We start from the raw sequence: 15,073 nt of genomic DNA on the forward strand, positions 1-15,073 counted from the left end.
CTCGACTTGCATGTGTTAGGCCTGCCGCCAGCGTTCGTTCTGAGCCAGGATCAAACTCTCAAGTTGAAACGCATTGCTGCGTATCCTTGACGTTAGAACCTCTGCACATCATCTCTTCCCGCCCGGCTAAGGACCGGGAAAAGATGCATTCTCTGTTTCGTGCTTCAGGTACCCGAAGGTACGAGAAACCGCAAAACAGTGAAGCTGACACTCATATCATCGGCCGAAGCCTAATGAGCCGATATGCATCGGTCCGTCGGTCGAATGACCGGAACCGCCCGCATATCTCTTCAGATACTCGATTGTCAAAAAGCGCGGGCCGAAACCCGGGGCCGAAACCCCATTTACCAAGACACCGGAGGCAAAAACCGGCAGGAGGCGTCAATCTTCCGACGCGACCCGCTCGCCAATCACCCTGATCTCTCCGCCGTCCGGCCCGCCTCAGCGGCCCGTCCAGCGCCCCGGAGCGTCGCCGCCCCGTCGGTGAAGGGCCTTCTAGAGAAACCTCCCGACACCCGCAACTCGATTCTCGCTCGAAACCCGAAAAAATTGCCCTGACCAAACGGAAAGTCCAGAAATCGGGCAGAGCAGTCAGAGAACCACTACATGTAGAGACACCCCAACTCCGGCACCGACAGGACCAGATCCACCACCGCGCCGAGGCGCCGGATCCCAGCCCGTCACCCCCCGTCCCCGCCGCGCTCCCCGCGCCCAGCCCGCCAAACCCAGCCCGCGCACCCGGAAGGCTGCAGAAGCTCACGCCGTTCAGCAGCAGGTTCCGGAACCTTGCGTCGGAACGCTCGCAGCAGTCCTGCCTCGGGACAACCGCCCGCGTTCCGTCATCCCGAGGCAGCTCTAAGCGCCCCCCATCTCGATATCGGCGGTCGGAGCGCCGACGGCGGCGATCCGCTGCCTGGCAGATGTGGCTGCGATTCCCGGACCGTCGCCCATCGGGCTCGGACCGTTGGCGCCGCAATGGCTCCATCGCGCTCAAGCGCCTTCAGCCGCTTGGCCCCTCGCCGGAGTTCAGGACGCCACTCGACCCTTGCCCTCGGATCAATGGCGGACATTGCTTCGCTCCCTGCACCGCCGGCGCGACGTGAATTGCCCGAGGGGATCGTCGCGAACCGCATCCGCTACAGACCGGCAGCGCGATACCTTCACATCCACTTGCCGGAGCCTCGCGACGATCCCCTCGGGCTAGCGCCCTCCGCCGGGAGAGTGATCCCCCCGGATCACCCGCTCGTCCGGCGCCGATCTGCGCCGCATTCTGTCCTCCGCCTGGCCCGAGAGCCTCCTTCAGGCTGGACCACTTTTCAGGGAGCGATCCTACCGGACCGCAGCCATGGCTTTCCGCCAGAACCTCGCCAAGCCGGGCCGGACCCGGTGCCGCGACCGGGTTGGACCCCGCTCGCGTCAGGCGGCAGGATCCGGCGGGAAGGTGGCCGCCCAATGGCGATGGATGTCCGCTCCGGTGCAGAACCAGACATCGCCGAAGGACGCCATATGGGCGATCAGCCGCTTCAGCCCGGCCGCCCGGCCCGGCCGCCCGATCAGCCGGTCATGCAGACCGATCGACAGCAGCTTCGGATGCCCGGCCAGACCTTCCTCCCGCATCAGGTCGAACGCGTCGCGGTGGTACTCGAAATACTGGCCCGCCGTGGCAAAGCCGTTATTCGCGTCGAAGCGGTTGTCATTCGCCTCGAAGGAATACGGGATCACCAGATGCGGCCGGCCCGTCCCGGGGTCGACCCACCACGGCAGCTCGTCCGCCAGCGAGTCGCGGTCATAGAGCAGCCCCTCCGCCTCGCAGACCAGTCGCCGCGTGTTCTGCCCCGGCCGCCCGGTCATCCAGCCCGACGGCGCCCGCCCGGTGGCCGCGGCAATGGCGGAGATGGCGGCGGCGACATGGGCGCGCTCCTCCGCTTCGGGCAGATGCGCGTAGTCGATCCAGCGGTAATGGTGGCTGACGATCTCGTGCCCCTCGGCGGCGAAACGCCGGAAGAGGTCGGGATAGAGCTCGGCCGCACGGCCCACCGCCAGCACCGAGATCGGGATCCCGGCCGCGCGGAACAGCTCCAGGAGGCGCCAGGCGCCGCGGCGCGGGCCGTATTCGAAGACCGACTCGACCAGCGGCGCGCGCACCCCCGGCCGCGCGGCCTCGCCGATATCGTTCAGCATCGGCTCGGAGCCCGCATCGCCATTGGCCAGGCTGTTCTCTGCCCCGCCCTCGACATTGAGGTTGAAATTCACCGCGATCCGCGCCCCGCCGGGCCAGAGCGGATCGGGCGTCTCGGGCCCGTAGCCGAGGAAGTCGCGGGCCGTCATCGGCTCGGGGCGGATGCTGCGGGGCGTGGCGTAGCGCGCGCTCATGCCGCCACTCCCAGCTCCGCGCTGCCCGCGTCATAGCCGAAGAACCAGTCGGTCTCGGTCGGGCCGCACATCCAGCTGTTCTCGACCGAGACCCGCTGCACCTCGGCGACCCGCGGGATCCGCTCGGCCATGTAGAGCGCGAAGCCCGCCGCGTGATCGCCCTCGCAGGCGGCCAGCGCCCGGTCGAGGATCACCGCATCCTCGATCGCCATCGCGCCGCCCGCCGCCATGAAGGGGCGCACCGGATGGCAGGCATCGCCGATCAGGCAGATCCGCCCCTCCGCCCAGCGGTCGTCGCGCGGCCGGTCGCAGATCGGCCAGACCGTCGCCTCGCGCGCGGCATCAAGCACGCGCATCAGGTCGGGATGGCCGCCCTCGAAGGCGGCGCGCATCTCGGCGGCGTCGAGCGGGCGGGACGTTTCCTCGTAGCCCCAGCCCTCGCCCGGCACGGCGGACATGGTATAGACCTCGTCGCGGCGGCCGGTCATGTAATAGGCGAGGATATGGCGGTCGGGCGCCCACCATTTGGTGCAGTCGCGCACCGGCCCGCCGGGAATGTCCGCGGTTTTCAGGATGGTCCGATGCGCCATCTTGCCGGTGAAGCGCGGTTCGGCCGCGCCCTGCAGGATCTCGCGCAGCTTCGAATTGATGCCGTCGGCGCCGATCACGATATCGGCCCGCGCCCGCCCGCCATCGCCGAAGCGCAGCGTCACGCCATGGGCGTCCTCCTCGACCCCGTCGAGCCTGCGCCCGAGCTGCAGCCGACCCGCCGACAGGGCCGAGAGCAGGATGTCATGCAGGTCGGCGCGGTGGATGTTCACGTAGGGCGCGCCATGGAGCGCCGGGGTCCCGGCGCCGAAGGGCATCTCGACCATGGTCTCGCCGCTCTGCCAGTCGCGGCTGAGGAAGGCGTCGGGCTCGATCCCGCGGGCGCAGAGCGGCGCGGCGAGGCCGAGCCGGCCCAGAAGCCGGGTGACATTTGGGCTCAGGATGATGCCCGCGCCGAGGCGGGCGAAGGCCGGGGCCTGTTCATAGAGGGTGACCTCGTGGCCGGAACGGGAGAGGGCGGCGGCGGCGGTCAGTCCGCCCAGACCCGCCCCCACGACCGCGACCTGCAGGGGCTGTGCCATGCGCTGCGCCTCGCTGGAGCTTTCATTGCAAAGGGAACCGGCGCCAGGCGCCAATTGTTCGATATCGAATGAAATGACCGCGGCGGCGCCTGCTTGTCAACCGGAGCCCTCGGCACCCGCTGCCTCGGCGGCTTCCGCCTCGATCTCCGCCAGCCGGCCGGAGACCTGGCGCAGCGCCTCGACCAGCGCCCGGGTTTCGGCCTCGCCGAGGCCTTCCAGGCTCTGGCGCTGCACCTCGAAGACCAGCGGGATGGCGCGGTCGACCACGCTCAACCCCTCCAGCGTGAGCTGCACCGCATGGGTGCGCCGGTCCGAAGGCTCGGGCATGCGCGCAACTAGGCGCTTTTCCTCCAATGTGTTGATACGGCTTGTCAAACCGCTTCCGCTCAGCAGCAGGGAGCGGGCGATCTGCTTGGGCGTCAGCGCATAGGGCGGCCCGGCGCGGCGCAGCGCGGTCAGCACGTCGTAGGAGGGCCGGGTCAGCCCCAGCGGCGCCAGCGCGCGGTTGATGAGCTGCGTCCCTTCCAGCTGCACCCGACCGAGCAGCCCGTAGACCCAGACCGGGCCGGGATCGATATCCGGCCGCTCCTGCTGCCACTGGGCGTGAATGGCGGCCACGGCCTCGGCGCTGGTGGGGCGCGACTCGCGCCGGGTTTTGCGCTTATCCGAAGAAGACATGGGGTTTTCCTGCAATTTCCCGGCTGTTTTCCCCGGGCTCTTCCCCTCCGGTAGACCAGAAGCCCGCGGGTATTTCGAGCGAAAATGTTCATTTCCAGCACATGTTCCGGCAAGTTGCCCCGATTTCTGCGGAAATTTTCAGCGACGGCACCAGGCATCGGCGCGACCGTCCCGGAACACGGCTTGTCCTGCCATTTTATTCGATATCGAACGATCAGGCCGGGCCGAGACCCGCCAGCCATGTCAATCCGGCCCCGTCCCGCGGGCGGGCCGCGCAGAGGGAAGACCCATGCTCAAGACCGCGATGCGTTCCGTGGCAGCTGCCGCGATGCTTCTGGCGGGCGGGATCGCCGCCGAGGCGAAGAACGTCACCTTCACCACCGATTTCGGCTTCAACGGCCGCCACGCCTTCTTCTATGTCGCGCTCGACAAGGGCTACTACGCCGAGGAAGGGCTCGATGTCGAAATCCTCCGCGGCCAGGGCTCGGCCGACGCGATCCGCAAGGTCGCGGCGGGCACGGCGCAGATCGGCTTCGCCGATGCCGGCGCGCTGGTCCTGGCGCGGGGCAATGACGGGCTGCCGGTCAAGCTCGTCTCGATCGTCTATGCCAGCTCGCCGCATGCGATCTACGCGATCGAGGGCAGCGGCATCGACAGCGCCGCCGATCTGGAGGGCCGCAAGGTCGCCGACACCGCCTTCTCGGCCATCCCGCTGCTCTTTCCGGCCTATGCCAAGGCCGCCGGGATCGACCCGGAGGCGGTGGAATGGATCACCGCCGAGGGCGCCGCGCTGCCCTCGCTTCTGGCCCAGGGCCGGGTCGACGCGGTCGGGCAGTTCACCGTCGGCGCGCCGCTCCTCGCCAAGGCCGTGGCGCCGAAGGCACTGGTGGAGCTGGGCTATGCCGATGCCGGGCTCGACTACTACGGCAACGGGCTGATCGCCACGGAAGAGACGATCGGCAGCGATCCCGAGCTGGTGAAGGCCTTCGTGCGCGCCACCTATCGCGGCCTGGCCGATGCCATCGCCGATCCGCAGGAGGCCGGAGAGATCATCCACAAGTACCAGAAGCAGATCGATCCCGAAATCGGCGCCGCCGAGACGGAGAAGGTCGGCGCGCTGGTCGCAGAAGGCGCAGCGCCGGGCCGGATCGATCCGGACATGATCGCGGGCACCATCGCCGTCGTCGAGGGCGCCTACGAGCTGAAGGCCCCGGTCGCGCCCCAGGACCTCTACGCGCCGGGCTTCGCCGAGTGATCGGGAAGGGCGTGCAGACGGACGGGGCATCTCCGGTCCTGTCGATGGCCGGGCTGGGCAAGACCTACGGCCAGGGCCGGGGCGCGGTCGAGGCGCTCGGCGCCATCGACCTGGAGATCCGCCGGGGCGAGTTCGTCTCGGTGGTCGGCCCCTCGGGCTGCGGCAAGTCCACCCTGCTGAAGCTGGCCGGCGGGCTCGAGGCGCCGAGCCGCGGCACCATCGCGCGCGAGGGACGGCCGCTTGACGGGCCCACCCGCCAAACCGGGATCATCTTCCAGGAACATGTGCTCTTCCCCTGGCTGAGCATCCTCGAGAATGTCACCATGCCCGCCGAGGTGGCCGGGCATCCCGCGGGCCCGGCCCGCGCCCGCGCGCTGGAGCTTCTCGCCATGGCCGGGCTCGCCGATTTCGCCGGGCACCGGCCCGCGCAGCTCTCGGGGGGCATGAAGCAGCGGGCCGCCTTCTGCCGTGCGCTGATCGCCGATCCGGGCCTCCTGCTGATGGACGAGCCCTTCGGCGCGCTCGACGCGCTGACCCGCGAGGAGCTGTCTCTGGACCTGTCGCGGATGTGGCAGGATCTGGGGCGCACGGCGCTTCTGATCACCCATGACATCGAGGAGGCGATCCTGCTCGGCGACCGCGTGCTGGTGATGTCGCCGCGCCCGGGCCGCATCCTCGCCGACATCCCCGTCCCGCTGCCGCGCCCGCGCAGCGTCGAGACCGCCGCCCTGCCGGAATTCCACGCGCTCAAGCAGCAGATCCGGTCCATCATCTTCAGCCAGCGGAGCATCTGAGCCATGACCGACACCCCGGCGCGCTGGCGCGCGCGGCTGGAGCCGCTGGCGATCTTCGCCGCGCTCTTCCTGCTGTGGGAACTGGCGGTGCGCTGGTTCGCCCTGCCCTCCTGGCTGCTGCCCGCCCCCTCCGAGATCCTCGCCACCGCCCGCGACTGGGCGCCCGAGCTGGCCGCCAACGCGCTGGTGACGCTGCGCGAGACGGTGACGGGCTTCGCCCTGGCGGTGGCGATCTCGGTGCCGCTTGCCGTGCTGATCGCCTTCACCCGGGTGCTGCGGCGCGTGCTCTACCCGATCCTGCTGGGGCTGCAATCGGTGCCCAAGGTCGCGCTGGCGCCACTGGTGACGCTCTGGCTCGGCGTCGGCGAGGCGCCCAAGGTGGTGATCGTGGTGCTGGTCTGCTTCTTCCCGGTGCTCGTCAACATGATCGCCGGGCTCGAGGCGGCGCCGCGCAACATGGTCGATCTGATGCGCTCGGTCGAGGCCTCGCGCTGGCAGGTCTTCCGCCGCCTCCGCCTGCCCTTCGCGCTGCCGCATATCTTCACTGGCTGCAAGGTGGCGGTGACCTTCGCGGTGATCGGCTCGGTCATCGCCGAATTCGTCGCCGCGCAGTCGGGGCTGGGCTACCTGATCCTGATGTCGACCTCGCAGTCGCTGACGCCGCTGGCCTTCGCCGCGATCCTGCTGCTGACGCTGATGAGCGTGCTGCTCTTCTACCTGATCGAATGGGCCGAGCGCCGGGCGGTCACCTGGCACATGTGACCGCCCGCGCGGATTATCCGACGGCGGCGCGGCAGCCGCTTGCCGCAGCGGCGAAGATCGCGTCGGTCACCGCGAGCGTGGCAATGGCGTCCTCCGGCGGATAGGGCATCTCCGTCCCGCTCCGCAGCGCCTCCGCGAAGGCCTGCACCATCAGCCGGTACTGGCTCGGCGCGTCCACCCGGATCTCCCGCCGCGCGGTCGTGCAGCCGTCGGTCAGGATGATCAGCGGCTCGTCCAGGACGTCGCCCCAGCCCGGCAGGAAGCCGCGGGGCACCTCGATTGTCCCTGAGCTGCCGACCAGCCGGTAGGAGCTGATCCCCCCGGCCCGGTGCGAAGCGCTGACCATGCCCAGGCGCCCGTCGCCGAAGTCGAGGATCGCTGCCGTCGTCACGTCGGTCCCGTGGACCGGGTCGATCTCCTGGCTGGCCAGGACCGAGACCGGCTCGCTGCCGAACATCATCCGGCAGAGATTGACCGGATAGCAGCCGGCGTCGAGCAGCACCCCGCCGCCGAGGCTCTTCTGCTGCGCGATATGGGTCTGGCCGGTGCGGTCGGTGGAGATATGCGCCTCTACGAGCCGCAGCGCGCCGATCGCGCCCCCGGCCACGAGCTCCCGCACCCGCGCATGGAGCGGGTGGAAGCGGTACATGAAGGCCTCCATCAGCGGCACGCCGCGGCTGCGGAACCCCTCGACGATCCGCCGCGCCGAGGCGGCACCGGTCGAGAGCGGCTTCTCGCAGAGGACCGGGATGCCGCGCGCCGCAGCCTTCAGCGCCCAGTCCTCGTGGAGCGCGTTGGGCAGCGGAATGTAGAGCGCGTCGATCTCGCCGCTCGCCACCAGCGCCGCGTAATCCGGGAAGACCCTGCCGATGCCATGGGCCGCGGCCACCTCCCGTCCGCGGGCGGGGTCGCGCGAGGCCAGGGCCGTCACCCGGCAGCCCGGGGTCGCGTTGATTGCCGGGATCACCTGGGCGCGGGCGATGCCCGAGCTGCCCAGCACGCCCCATCTCAGTCCGGTTTGCGGTTCCATGACCTGCCTCCTGCCGCTGTCCCCGACAGGGAGACGGCAGGCGGCGGCGCGGTCAACGGCGCGGGCGGGACCTGGCGCGCAGGGTCATCGGATCGGGCGCTCCGGAGCGGATCAGCGCAGCAGCAGGCGGCTCGGCGGGATGCCGTATTCCTTCTTGAAGGCGCGGGTGAAATGCGAGCTGTCCTTGAAGCCGAACATGAAGGCGGCCTCCGTCACCTGGCGCACGCTGCCCTCGGACATGGCGCGGTAGGCGGCGGCCAGGCGCTGCTGCCAGACCCAGCGCATCGCGGTGGTGCCCTCGGCGGCGAAGAGCCGGTTGAGCGTGCGCGGCGAGATGCCCTCTGCGCGGGCGATGCTCTCGACGCTCAGCGAACAGTCCTCGAGCTGGCCCTTCAGCCTGCGCTTGATCCGGCCCAGCAGCTGCTCCTGCCCCGGGCTGGCGCGCATGTCCTCGCCGAAGACGTCCTTCACGGCGAGGCAGAGCACGTCGAGGATCGGCGCCTCGGCCTCGCGGCAGCGCTGCGGATCGGGCAGCGTCTCGAGGCTGGAGGCGCTTTTCAGCAGGCTCGCGGCTAGCTGCGCCAGCGGGCGGCGGCCGTCGAGATGCAGCGCGAACTGCCGGTCGGCGCGCGGCAGCCGGGCGATGACCTGCGGCCGCGGGATGCGCAGCGACACGGTATGGGACCGGCGCGGGAAGCGGATCGCATAGGGCTGGCCGGTATCGTAGACCACCATGTCCCCGGCGGCGAAGCCGAAGCTGCCGCCATTGTGCTCGAAGACGCCGCCCTCGCCCAGGTTCAGCACGCAGAGGAAGTCGTCGCGGCCGCAGCTCTTCATCTCGCGCGGGCCGCGGCGGTAGGCGACCGGCGAGAAGGCGGTGTCCGAAAGCTGAAGCCCGCCCCAGTCGTCGATCTTCATCCGCCCCTCGAAATCCGGCGCGACCGCGCCCTCGGGGGAGACGGCGACATGGTGGCGGCTGACCATCGCCTGCCAGTAGTCGAGCCGCTCGGCCGTGGCGAGATCCCGGGTCTGGAAAACGATGCTCATCTGCGGTCCCCTTCGGACTGGTCTTGGGCGCTGCACCTTGCAGGGCCGGAGCGCGGGGGCCGGGACCGGGCGGGCCGCAAACGCGAAGGACGCCGCCAGCGGGCGACGTCCGGACCCGGCAATCCGCCGGGCCGCGCCCCTGCAGGAGCGCAGTATCGGGCCATCCGCTGTCCCTGCGGAAGCCGATCAGGCCGCGGGCGCGGGCAAAACCGTCCGGATCGGCACACCGTCCAGCCAGGCGGCAATGCTTTCGGCCATCTGCCCGTAAAATAGCCGGTACGTGTCTTCGGTGACGAAGCCGATATGCGGCGTCGCGACCACGTTCGGCAGCGTGCGGAACGGGTGGTCCGCCGCCAGCGGCTCGGCGTCGAACGTGTCGAGCGCCGCCCCCGCGATCTGCCCCGCCCGCAGCGCCGCGACCAGCGCCGCCTCGTCGATCAGCGGCCCGCGCGAGGCGTTGACGATCCAGGCCGAGGGCTTCATCAGGCCGAGCTCCGCGGCGCCGATCATTCCCCAGCTTCTCGGCGAGAGCTTCATGTGGACGCTGATGATGTCGGAGGTGGCGAACAGCTCCTCCTTCGGCACCGCCGCCACGCCGTGCTCCGCCGCATGGGCGGGGTCGAGATTGGCGCTCCAGGCGGCAACCTCCATGCCGAAGGCCTGGCCGACCCGGGCAACGGCCTTGCCGAAATTGCCCAGGCCCACGATGCCCAGCCGGCGGCCGTGGATGTCCTGGCCGACATGGCCCTGCCAGCCGCCCGCCCGGAAGGAGGCCATCTCCTGCGGCAGCCGGCGGATCGCCGCGAGGATCAGCCCCCAGGTCAGCTCGGTCGTGCCGTAGAGCAGGTAGTCGGTATGCGACACCGCGATGCCCAGCTCGGCCGCGGCCTCCATGTCGATCGCGGCATTCGCCGCCGAGTTCGACGCGATCATCTTCAGCTTGGGCAGGCGCTGCATCAGATCGCGGGTAATCGCCGTGCGCTCGCGCATCGGGCAGAGGATGCCGGTATCCTTCAGCCGGTCCGCCAAGATCTCCGGGTCGGGCTGATGGTCGGTCCAGACCTCGATCTCGCAGCGGCCCCGCAGCCGGTCCCAGTCGGCCATGGCAAGCGCGACGTTCTGGTAGTCGTCGAGAATGGAAATCTTCATGCGGGTGTCACCTTGCATCTGCGGCAGACTTGAGGAAGCCCGGCAGCGGCAGTTCGCGCCCCCGGGTGATGCCGTCGGAGCGGTAGACCAGCACCAGCACCATGAAGATGCCCAGGCTGATCTCCTGCAGCCCCAGCGGCAGGGCGAAGGTGGCGCCGCCGATCTCCACCCCCTGCTCGGCCATCCGCAGGAGCTGCGCGACGGTCGAGACGGCGACGACGCCCGCGACCACGCCGGTCAGGCTCTCGGCGCCGCCCACGACCAGCATGACCAGCATCAGGAAGGTCAGGCCCATGTAGAACACGTCGACGGTCAGGATGCCGAGGAAGTAGGTGTAGACCGCCCCGCCCGCGCCCATCACCGCCGCCGAGAGCACGAAGGCGGCAAGCCGCATGCGGTAGACCGAAATGCCCGTGGCCAGCGCCGCCACGTCGTCGTCGCGGCTGGCCCTCAGCATCAGGCCCCAGCGCGAGCGCTGGAAGAGATACGCCACGCAAAGCGCCGCCGCGGCAAAGAAAAAGGTCGGCCAGATCGAGCCGAATTGCGGGATGTTGGTCAAGGGCGCGACGCCGCCGGTCACCGAGTCCCAGTTCGAGTAGATGCGGTTCACCACAACGAGGAAGGCGAAAGTCGCGATCGAGGCGGCGATGTCCGAGAGCCGCACGATCGCCGCGCCGACGACAAGCGCGACGAGCGCGGCCATCGCCGCCGCGGCCGCCACCCCGGCCCAGGGCGAAAGCTGCATCGCCTGCACCGGGCCCGGCAGGCCGGTCAGCATGATCTGCTTGAACATCGGGTTCATCGACAGCCAGGCCGCCGCATAGCCGCCGATGCAGGCGAAGGCGACATGGCCGAAGGCGAAGACGCCGGAATTGCCGATGAAGATGTAGAAGCCGGTGACCAGGACGATCCGCACGAGGATCTCGGACCAGAAGGTCTCGACCGTGGGCGAGGCGAAGAGCCAGACCGGCAGCGTGACGAGGCCGAGCCCGGCGGTCAGCACAGCCGGCAGCAGCGCCTCGCGGGCCGCGCCCTTGAGAGGGGAAAGCGCCATAGTCAGACCCTTTTCATGACATGCTTGGTGGGGAAGAGCCCGTTCGGCCGGACCACGAGGACGACGATCACCAGCGCGAAGGCGAAGGCGTCGCGGAAGGGCTTCAGCTCGGGCGGCAGGTAGACCTGCAGCATGGTGATGGCGATGCCGATCGAGAAGCCGCCCAGCACCGCGCCAGGCAGCGAGCCCATGCCGCCGACCACCACCGCGACGAAGCCGTAGAGCGCCAAGGGCGAGCCCCAGGCATAGTTGATCGTCCCGCTCTGCGGCAGGTAGAGGAGCGCCACCGCCGCCGCCAGCAGCCCCGAGATCGCGAAGGCGATGCCGATCACCCGGTTGGCCCTGACCCCCAGATAGCGCGCCATGCGGAAATCCTCGGCCGCGGCGCGGACCTCGATGCCGAAGCGGCTGTATTTCAGGAAGAGCGACAGCGACACCATCAGCACCGCCGTCACCGCGATCGTGACGATCTGGATCAGCGGGATGCGCAGGCCTTCCCACTGGATCTGCCGGGTCAGCCCGTACCACAGGTTCACCCCGCGCGCCTGGCTGCCATAGACCATCAGGATGGTGTTCTGCAGGATGTAGCTGACCGTGAAGGAGGCCATCATCAGCACCGGCGCCGAGGCCGAGCGCAAGGGCCGGAAGACGAAGCGCTCGGTCGCCAGCGCCAGCACGATGACGATGGCGCAGACCGTCGGGATCACCAGCGCCCAGTGCCACTTGCCGATGAAGAGCTCGGAGGCCGCCGCGACCGAGGTGAAGGGCACGATCAGCGAATAGGCGGCGGTCGAGATGAATTCGCCATGGGCGACATTGGCGAGCCGCAGGATGCCGAAGAGCAGCCCGATGCCGAGCGCCGAGAGCGCGAAGATCGATCCCAGGCTGGCCGCGTCGAGGCAGGTTTGCAGGAATTGCGTCATGTCAGGCCCCTTCCCTGTCGAAGCCGAAATAGGCGCGCTTGATCGCCTCGCCGTCGGCAAGCTCCTCCGCCCGGCCCTCGAGCTGGATCCGGCCGCCGCGCAGCACGTAGATGCGATCGGCATGCTTCAGAATGCGGGTGGAGCTCTGCTCGTTGATCAGCAGCGTCACGCCGCGCCGCGCCTTGATCTCGGCGAGAATGGCATAGACCTGGTCGACGATCTTCGGCGCGAGGCCGAGCGAGGGCTCGTCGATCAGGATCAGCTCGGGCCCGGTCATGATCGCCCGCGCGATGGCCAGCATCTGCTGCTCGCCGCCCGAGAGCCGCCCGGCCGGATAGCCCGCCCGCGCCTTCAGCGAGGGGAAGACGTCCATCAGGTCGTTCAGCAGCCAGCGCGCCGTGCCCGGGTTCGAATGCAGGAAGCCGCCGAGCCTGAGGTTCTCGGTCACGGTGAGGGTGGAGAAGATCTGCCGCCCCTCGGGCACCAGCGAGACGCCCTTGCGGGCGATCGCCTCGGGGGCCAGTCCCGTCACCGGGCTGCCGCCGAGCAGAACCGCCCCCTGCCCCGCCGCCACGCCGCCCGCGATGGCAGCCAGCAGGGTCGATTTCCCCGCGCCGTTCGGCCCGACGATGCAGACCGTCTCGCCGCGCTCGACGCGCAGGCTGACGCCGCGCAGCGCCGCGATCTGGCCGTAGCTGACATGGAGGTCCGTCACCTCCAGATGGGGCGTCCTCATTCCGCGACCTCCGCGCCGAGATAGGCGCTCAGGAACGCCTGGTTGGCCTGCACCTCGGCGGGGGTGCCGGTGACGATGGTGCGCCCGCCGTCAAGCACGTGCAGCCGGTCCGAAAGCGACATGACGACATGCATGTTGTGCTCGATCAGCAGCACCGCGCAGCCGAAGCGGTCCGGCAGGCCGCGGATGATCCGCATCAGATCCTCGCATTCAGCATCCGACATGCCGGCCGCGGGCTCGTCGAGCAGCACGTATTTCGGCCCCGAGGCCAGCGCCCGGGCGATGTCGAGCCGCCGCTGGTCGGTATAGGGCAGGCTGCCCGCCAGCTGGCCGAGCTGGCCGCCGAGCCCCACCTGTTCCAGGATCCCGGCGGCGCGCGCCCGCGCCGCGCGCTGCGACATCCCCGCGGCGATGGCGGCGACCTGGGCGTTCTCCAGCACCGTGAGCTTGCCGAAGAGCCGCCCCGCCTGGAAGCTGCGCGCCACGCCCGCGCGGCGCACCTTCGCGGGCGACCAGCCGAGCGCATCCTGCCCGTCGATCTCCAGCCGGCCCTCGCTGGGCCGCTGGAACCCGGTCAGGACATTGACCAGCGTGGTCTTGCCCGCGCCGTTCGGGCCGATCAGCCCGACGATCTCGCGCGGCGCAAGGCTCAGCGTCACGCCGCTGATCGCGGCGAGCCCGTCGAAGCGCACCGTGACGCCGGCGACCGAGAGCGCCTCCGCCGCCCGGGCCGCGCCGGCCTCTGCTATCTTGGCATCCATTCGCACTCTGCGGTTCCTCTGGATGGGAGAAGGGAAAGGCCGGGCACGCGCGGCGCCCGGCCGGGTCGCGGCTCAGCCGCCGATGCGGTAGAGCACCTGCTGCGGGATCGGCGCGTCGATCTTCCATTCCTCGACCAGCACCTGGCGGCCATCGGTGAATTCCGAGATCTGCATCGGCATCGAGGTCTGGATGTGCAGCTCGGGCGAGAAGCTGCGCGGACCCAGCGTGGTCGGCTCGTCGGCATAGGTGTTCATCTCGGCGACGACCTTGGCGCTGTCGGTCGTGCCGACGGCCTCGACCGCCTTCGCCCACAGCTCCAGCCAGGCATAGATCGGATAGGCGAACATCGAGGAGGGCTTGTCGCCGTATTTCGCCGCGAAGGCATCGGTCAGCGCCTGCACCTCCGGGCGCGCGTCGCCCTCGATCACCACCGCGGTCGGGATGTAGAACTCCGTCAGCCCCGGCACCGCCGAGGTCCAGGCGACACCGTCGAACATCGACGGGCCCAGCAGCGGCACGTCGATCCCCGCCGCGCGGATCTGGCGGACCGCGCCGCCCGCGCCCAGATGCGAGCACAGCATGACGGTCTGGGCGCCCTCATTGGCGATGGCATTCGAGATCTCGCTGACCTGGCTGGCGATCGAGGCGTCGTCGAAGCGGAACTGCTCCCAGCCGACGATCTCGCCGCCCTCGCGCTCGTAATTCCACTTGAAGCCCGCGCAGGCGGATTTCTGCGCCTCGCCCGCGACATCCTCCAGCACGAAGGCCTTCTTCAGGTCCTTCCGCTCCAGCGCCCAGTCGGCGATCACCGCGCCGTCGAGCTGCGAGGCGATGCCCGCGGAGAAGGCGTAGGGACCGACGCCGACCACGCCCGCCTTGGGATCGACCGCGCATTGGAACACCGAGATCTTGCCAGCCTTCTGCACCTGCACGGCGGCGGGCGCGCCGAAATCGTAGTCGCAGCTGACCGCGACCAGATCGGGGTCCTCGCGCAGCACCTGCTGGCCGGCCTTCACCGACTCGGCGAGGTCGGTCTTGTTGTCGGCGGTGAAGAACTCGATCTGCCGGCCCAGAAGGCCGCCGGCCGCGTTCTGCTTCTCGATCCACATCTGGGCGATGCGGTAGCCATCGGTATCAGTCACCGACTGCCGCCCCGAGAGCGAGATCGCGAAGCCGATCTTGATCGGGTCTGCTGCAACCGCGCCGGTGGCCGCCGCGGCCGCGAGCGCGCCGGCAAGAAGCCCGGAGGCAAGGGTCCTGTTCGTCATGTTCCACTCCTGTTGGTCATTGTCGTTGCAAGGCGCGGCGGCCCGGCCGCCCCGCCCCGATCTTGCCGCGGCCCCGCCCCCGCCGCCGGGACCAGAGCGCCGGAACGCCTGA

General features: G+C 69.7%; 14 protein-coding genes and 1 rRNA gene. 3 read left to right on the forward strand and 12 right to left on the reverse strand.

The window, feature by feature from the left end:
• From FGX59_RS19550 to FGX59_RS19565, 4 genes are all read right to left on the reverse strand, one after another.
• Nucleotides 1-66: ribosomal RNA gene (locus tag FGX59_RS19550) — 16S ribosomal RNA — on the reverse strand; the annotation flags it as partial.
• Nucleotides 67-1,416: 1,350 nt separating this feature from the next.
• Nucleotides 1,417-2,373, reverse strand: coding sequence for a polysaccharide deacetylase family protein (locus tag FGX59_RS19555; RefSeq protein ID WP_240722587.1), 957 nt, complete (start codon nt 2,371-2,373; stop codon nt 1,417-1,419).
• On the reverse strand, nt 2,370-3,503 hold the full coding sequence (locus FGX59_RS19560; RefSeq protein WP_138468815.1) for an FAD-dependent monooxygenase: 1,134 nt from the start codon (nt 3,501-3,503) through the stop codon (nt 2,370-2,372). Before FGX59_RS19560 ends, FGX59_RS19555 begins: the two co-directional genes overlap by 4 nt.
• A gap of 96 nt (nt 3,504-3,599) precedes the next feature.
• Nucleotides 3,600-4,181 (reverse strand): MarR family winged helix-turn-helix transcriptional regulator, encoded by a 582-nt coding sequence (locus FGX59_RS19565; protein ID WP_138468816.1) that lies wholly within the window; start codon nt 4,179-4,181, stop codon nt 3,600-3,602.
• Nucleotides 4,182-4,470: 289 nt separating this feature from the next.
• Here FGX59_RS19565 and FGX59_RS19570 point away from each other — a divergent pair, with 289 nt between their 5' ends.
• The 3 genes from FGX59_RS19570 to FGX59_RS19580 are packed head-to-tail and all read left to right on the forward strand — an operon-like array spanning nt 4,471 to nt 6,992.
• A complete protein-coding gene (locus tag FGX59_RS19570; RefSeq protein WP_206078391.1) occupies nt 4,471-5,436 on the forward strand; it encodes an ABC transporter substrate-binding protein in 966 nt (321 codons plus the stop codon).
• Between the two features lie 11 nt (nt 5,437-5,447).
• Nucleotides 5,448-6,230, forward strand: a complete 783-nt coding sequence (locus FGX59_RS19575; RefSeq protein WP_206078392.1) for an ABC transporter ATP-binding protein — start codon at nt 5,448-5,450, stop codon at nt 6,228-6,230.
• A 3-nt stretch (nt 6,231-6,233) separates the two neighbouring features.
• Nucleotides 6,234-6,992 (forward strand): ABC transporter permease, encoded by a 759-nt coding sequence (locus FGX59_RS19580; protein ID WP_138468817.1) that lies wholly within the window; start codon nt 6,234-6,236, stop codon nt 6,990-6,992.
• 13 nt (nt 6,993-7,005) lie between these two features.
• On the opposite strand, the gene FGX59_RS19585 is transcribed toward FGX59_RS19580, so the two are convergent.
• The 8 genes from FGX59_RS19585 to FGX59_RS19620 all read right to left on the reverse strand — a co-directional run bounded on the left by FGX59_RS19585 (nt 7,006) and on the right by FGX59_RS19620 (nt 14,961).
• Nucleotides 7,006-8,022 (reverse strand): Gfo/Idh/MocA family protein, encoded by a 1,017-nt coding sequence (locus tag FGX59_RS19585; protein WP_138468818.1) that lies wholly within the window; start codon nt 8,020-8,022, stop codon nt 7,006-7,008.
• A 111-nt stretch (nt 8,023-8,133) separates the two neighbouring features.
• Nucleotides 8,134-9,069, reverse strand: coding sequence for a helix-turn-helix domain-containing protein (locus FGX59_RS19590; protein ID WP_138468819.1), 936 nt, complete (start codon nt 9,067-9,069; stop codon nt 8,134-8,136).
• Nucleotides 9,070-9,255: 186 nt separating this feature from the next.
• On the reverse strand, nt 9,256-10,218 hold the full coding sequence (locus tag FGX59_RS19595; protein ID WP_138468820.1) for a D-2-hydroxyacid dehydrogenase family protein: 963 nt from the start codon (nt 10,216-10,218) through the stop codon (nt 9,256-9,258).
• Nucleotides 10,219-10,225: 7 nt separating this feature from the next.
• Complete coding sequence (locus FGX59_RS19600; protein WP_138468821.1) at nt 10,226-11,272, reverse strand: branched-chain amino acid ABC transporter permease; 1,047 nt, start codon at nt 11,270-11,272, stop codon at nt 10,226-10,228.
• 2 nt (nt 11,273-11,274) lie between these two features.
• The gene (locus FGX59_RS19605; protein WP_138468822.1) at nt 11,275-12,195 is read right to left on the reverse strand and encodes a branched-chain amino acid ABC transporter permease; all 921 of its coding nucleotides are present in this window, start codon (nt 12,193-12,195) and stop codon (nt 11,275-11,277) included.
• A 1-nt stretch (nt 12,196) separates the two neighbouring features.
• A complete protein-coding gene (locus tag FGX59_RS19610; protein ID WP_138468823.1) occupies nt 12,197-12,931 on the reverse strand; it encodes an ABC transporter ATP-binding protein in 735 nt (244 codons plus the stop codon).
• Entirely contained in the window at nt 12,928-13,692 is a 765-nt protein-coding gene (locus FGX59_RS19615; RefSeq protein ID WP_138468824.1) for an ABC transporter ATP-binding protein, read from the reverse strand. The genes FGX59_RS19610 and FGX59_RS19615 overlap by 4 nt, the downstream gene beginning before the upstream one ends.
• Nucleotides 13,693-13,764: 72 nt before the next feature.
• Complete coding sequence (locus FGX59_RS19620; RefSeq protein ID WP_171060734.1) at nt 13,765-14,961, reverse strand: ABC transporter substrate-binding protein; 1,197 nt, start codon at nt 14,959-14,961, stop codon at nt 13,765-13,767.
• Nucleotides 14,962-15,073 lie beyond the last annotated feature (112 nt).

It is taken from the genome of Poseidonocella sp. HB161398, assembly GCF_005870025.1.
GTDB lineage: Bacteria > Pseudomonadota > Alphaproteobacteria > Rhodobacterales > Rhodobacteraceae > Mangrovicoccus.

Excerpts from the sequence above, each read along its gene's own strand:
- FGX59_RS19555 (WP_240722587.1), bottom strand. The coding sequence starts at position 2,373 with ATGAGCGCGCGCTACGCCACGCCCCGCAGCATCCGCCCCGAGCCGATG.
- FGX59_RS19560 (WP_138468815.1), bottom strand. The coding sequence starts at position 3,503 with ATGGCACAGCCCCTGCAGGTCGCGGTCGTGGGGGCGGGTCTGGGCGGA.
- FGX59_RS19565 (WP_138468816.1), bottom strand. The coding sequence starts at position 4,181 with ATGTCTTCTTCGGATAAGCGCAAAACCCGGCGCGAGTCGCGCCCCACC.
- FGX59_RS19570 (WP_206078391.1), top strand. The coding sequence starts at position 4,471 with ATGCTCAAGACCGCGATGCGTTCCGTGGCAGCTGCCGCGATGCTTCTG.
- FGX59_RS19580 (WP_138468817.1), top strand. The coding sequence starts at position 6,234 with ATGACCGACACCCCGGCGCGCTGGCGCGCGCGGCTGGAGCCGCTGGCG.
- FGX59_RS19585 (WP_138468818.1), bottom strand. The coding sequence starts at position 8,022 with ATGGAACCGCAAACCGGACTGAGATGGGGCGTGCTGGGCAGCTCGGGC.
- FGX59_RS19590 (WP_138468819.1), bottom strand. The coding sequence starts at position 9,069 with ATGAGCATCGTTTTCCAGACCCGGGATCTCGCCACGGCCGAGCGGCTC.
- FGX59_RS19595 (WP_138468820.1), bottom strand. The coding sequence starts at position 10,218 with ATGAAGATTTCCATTCTCGACGACTACCAGAACGTCGCGCTTGCCATG.
- FGX59_RS19600 (WP_138468821.1), bottom strand. The coding sequence starts at position 11,272 with ATGGCGCTTTCCCCTCTCAAGGGCGCGGCCCGCGAGGCGCTGCTGCCG.
- FGX59_RS19605 (WP_138468822.1), bottom strand. The coding sequence starts at position 12,195 with ATGACGCAATTCCTGCAAACCTGCCTCGACGCGGCCAGCCTGGGATCG.
- FGX59_RS19610 (WP_138468823.1), bottom strand. The coding sequence starts at position 12,931 with ATGAGGACGCCCCATCTGGAGGTGACGGACCTCCATGTCAGCTACGGC.
- FGX59_RS19615 (WP_138468824.1), bottom strand. The coding sequence starts at position 13,692 with ATGGATGCCAAGATAGCAGAGGCCGGCGCGGCCCGGGCGGCGGAGGCG.
- FGX59_RS19620 (WP_171060734.1), bottom strand. The coding sequence starts at position 14,961 with ATGACGAACAGGACCCTTGCCTCCGGGCTTCTTGCCGGCGCGCTCGCG.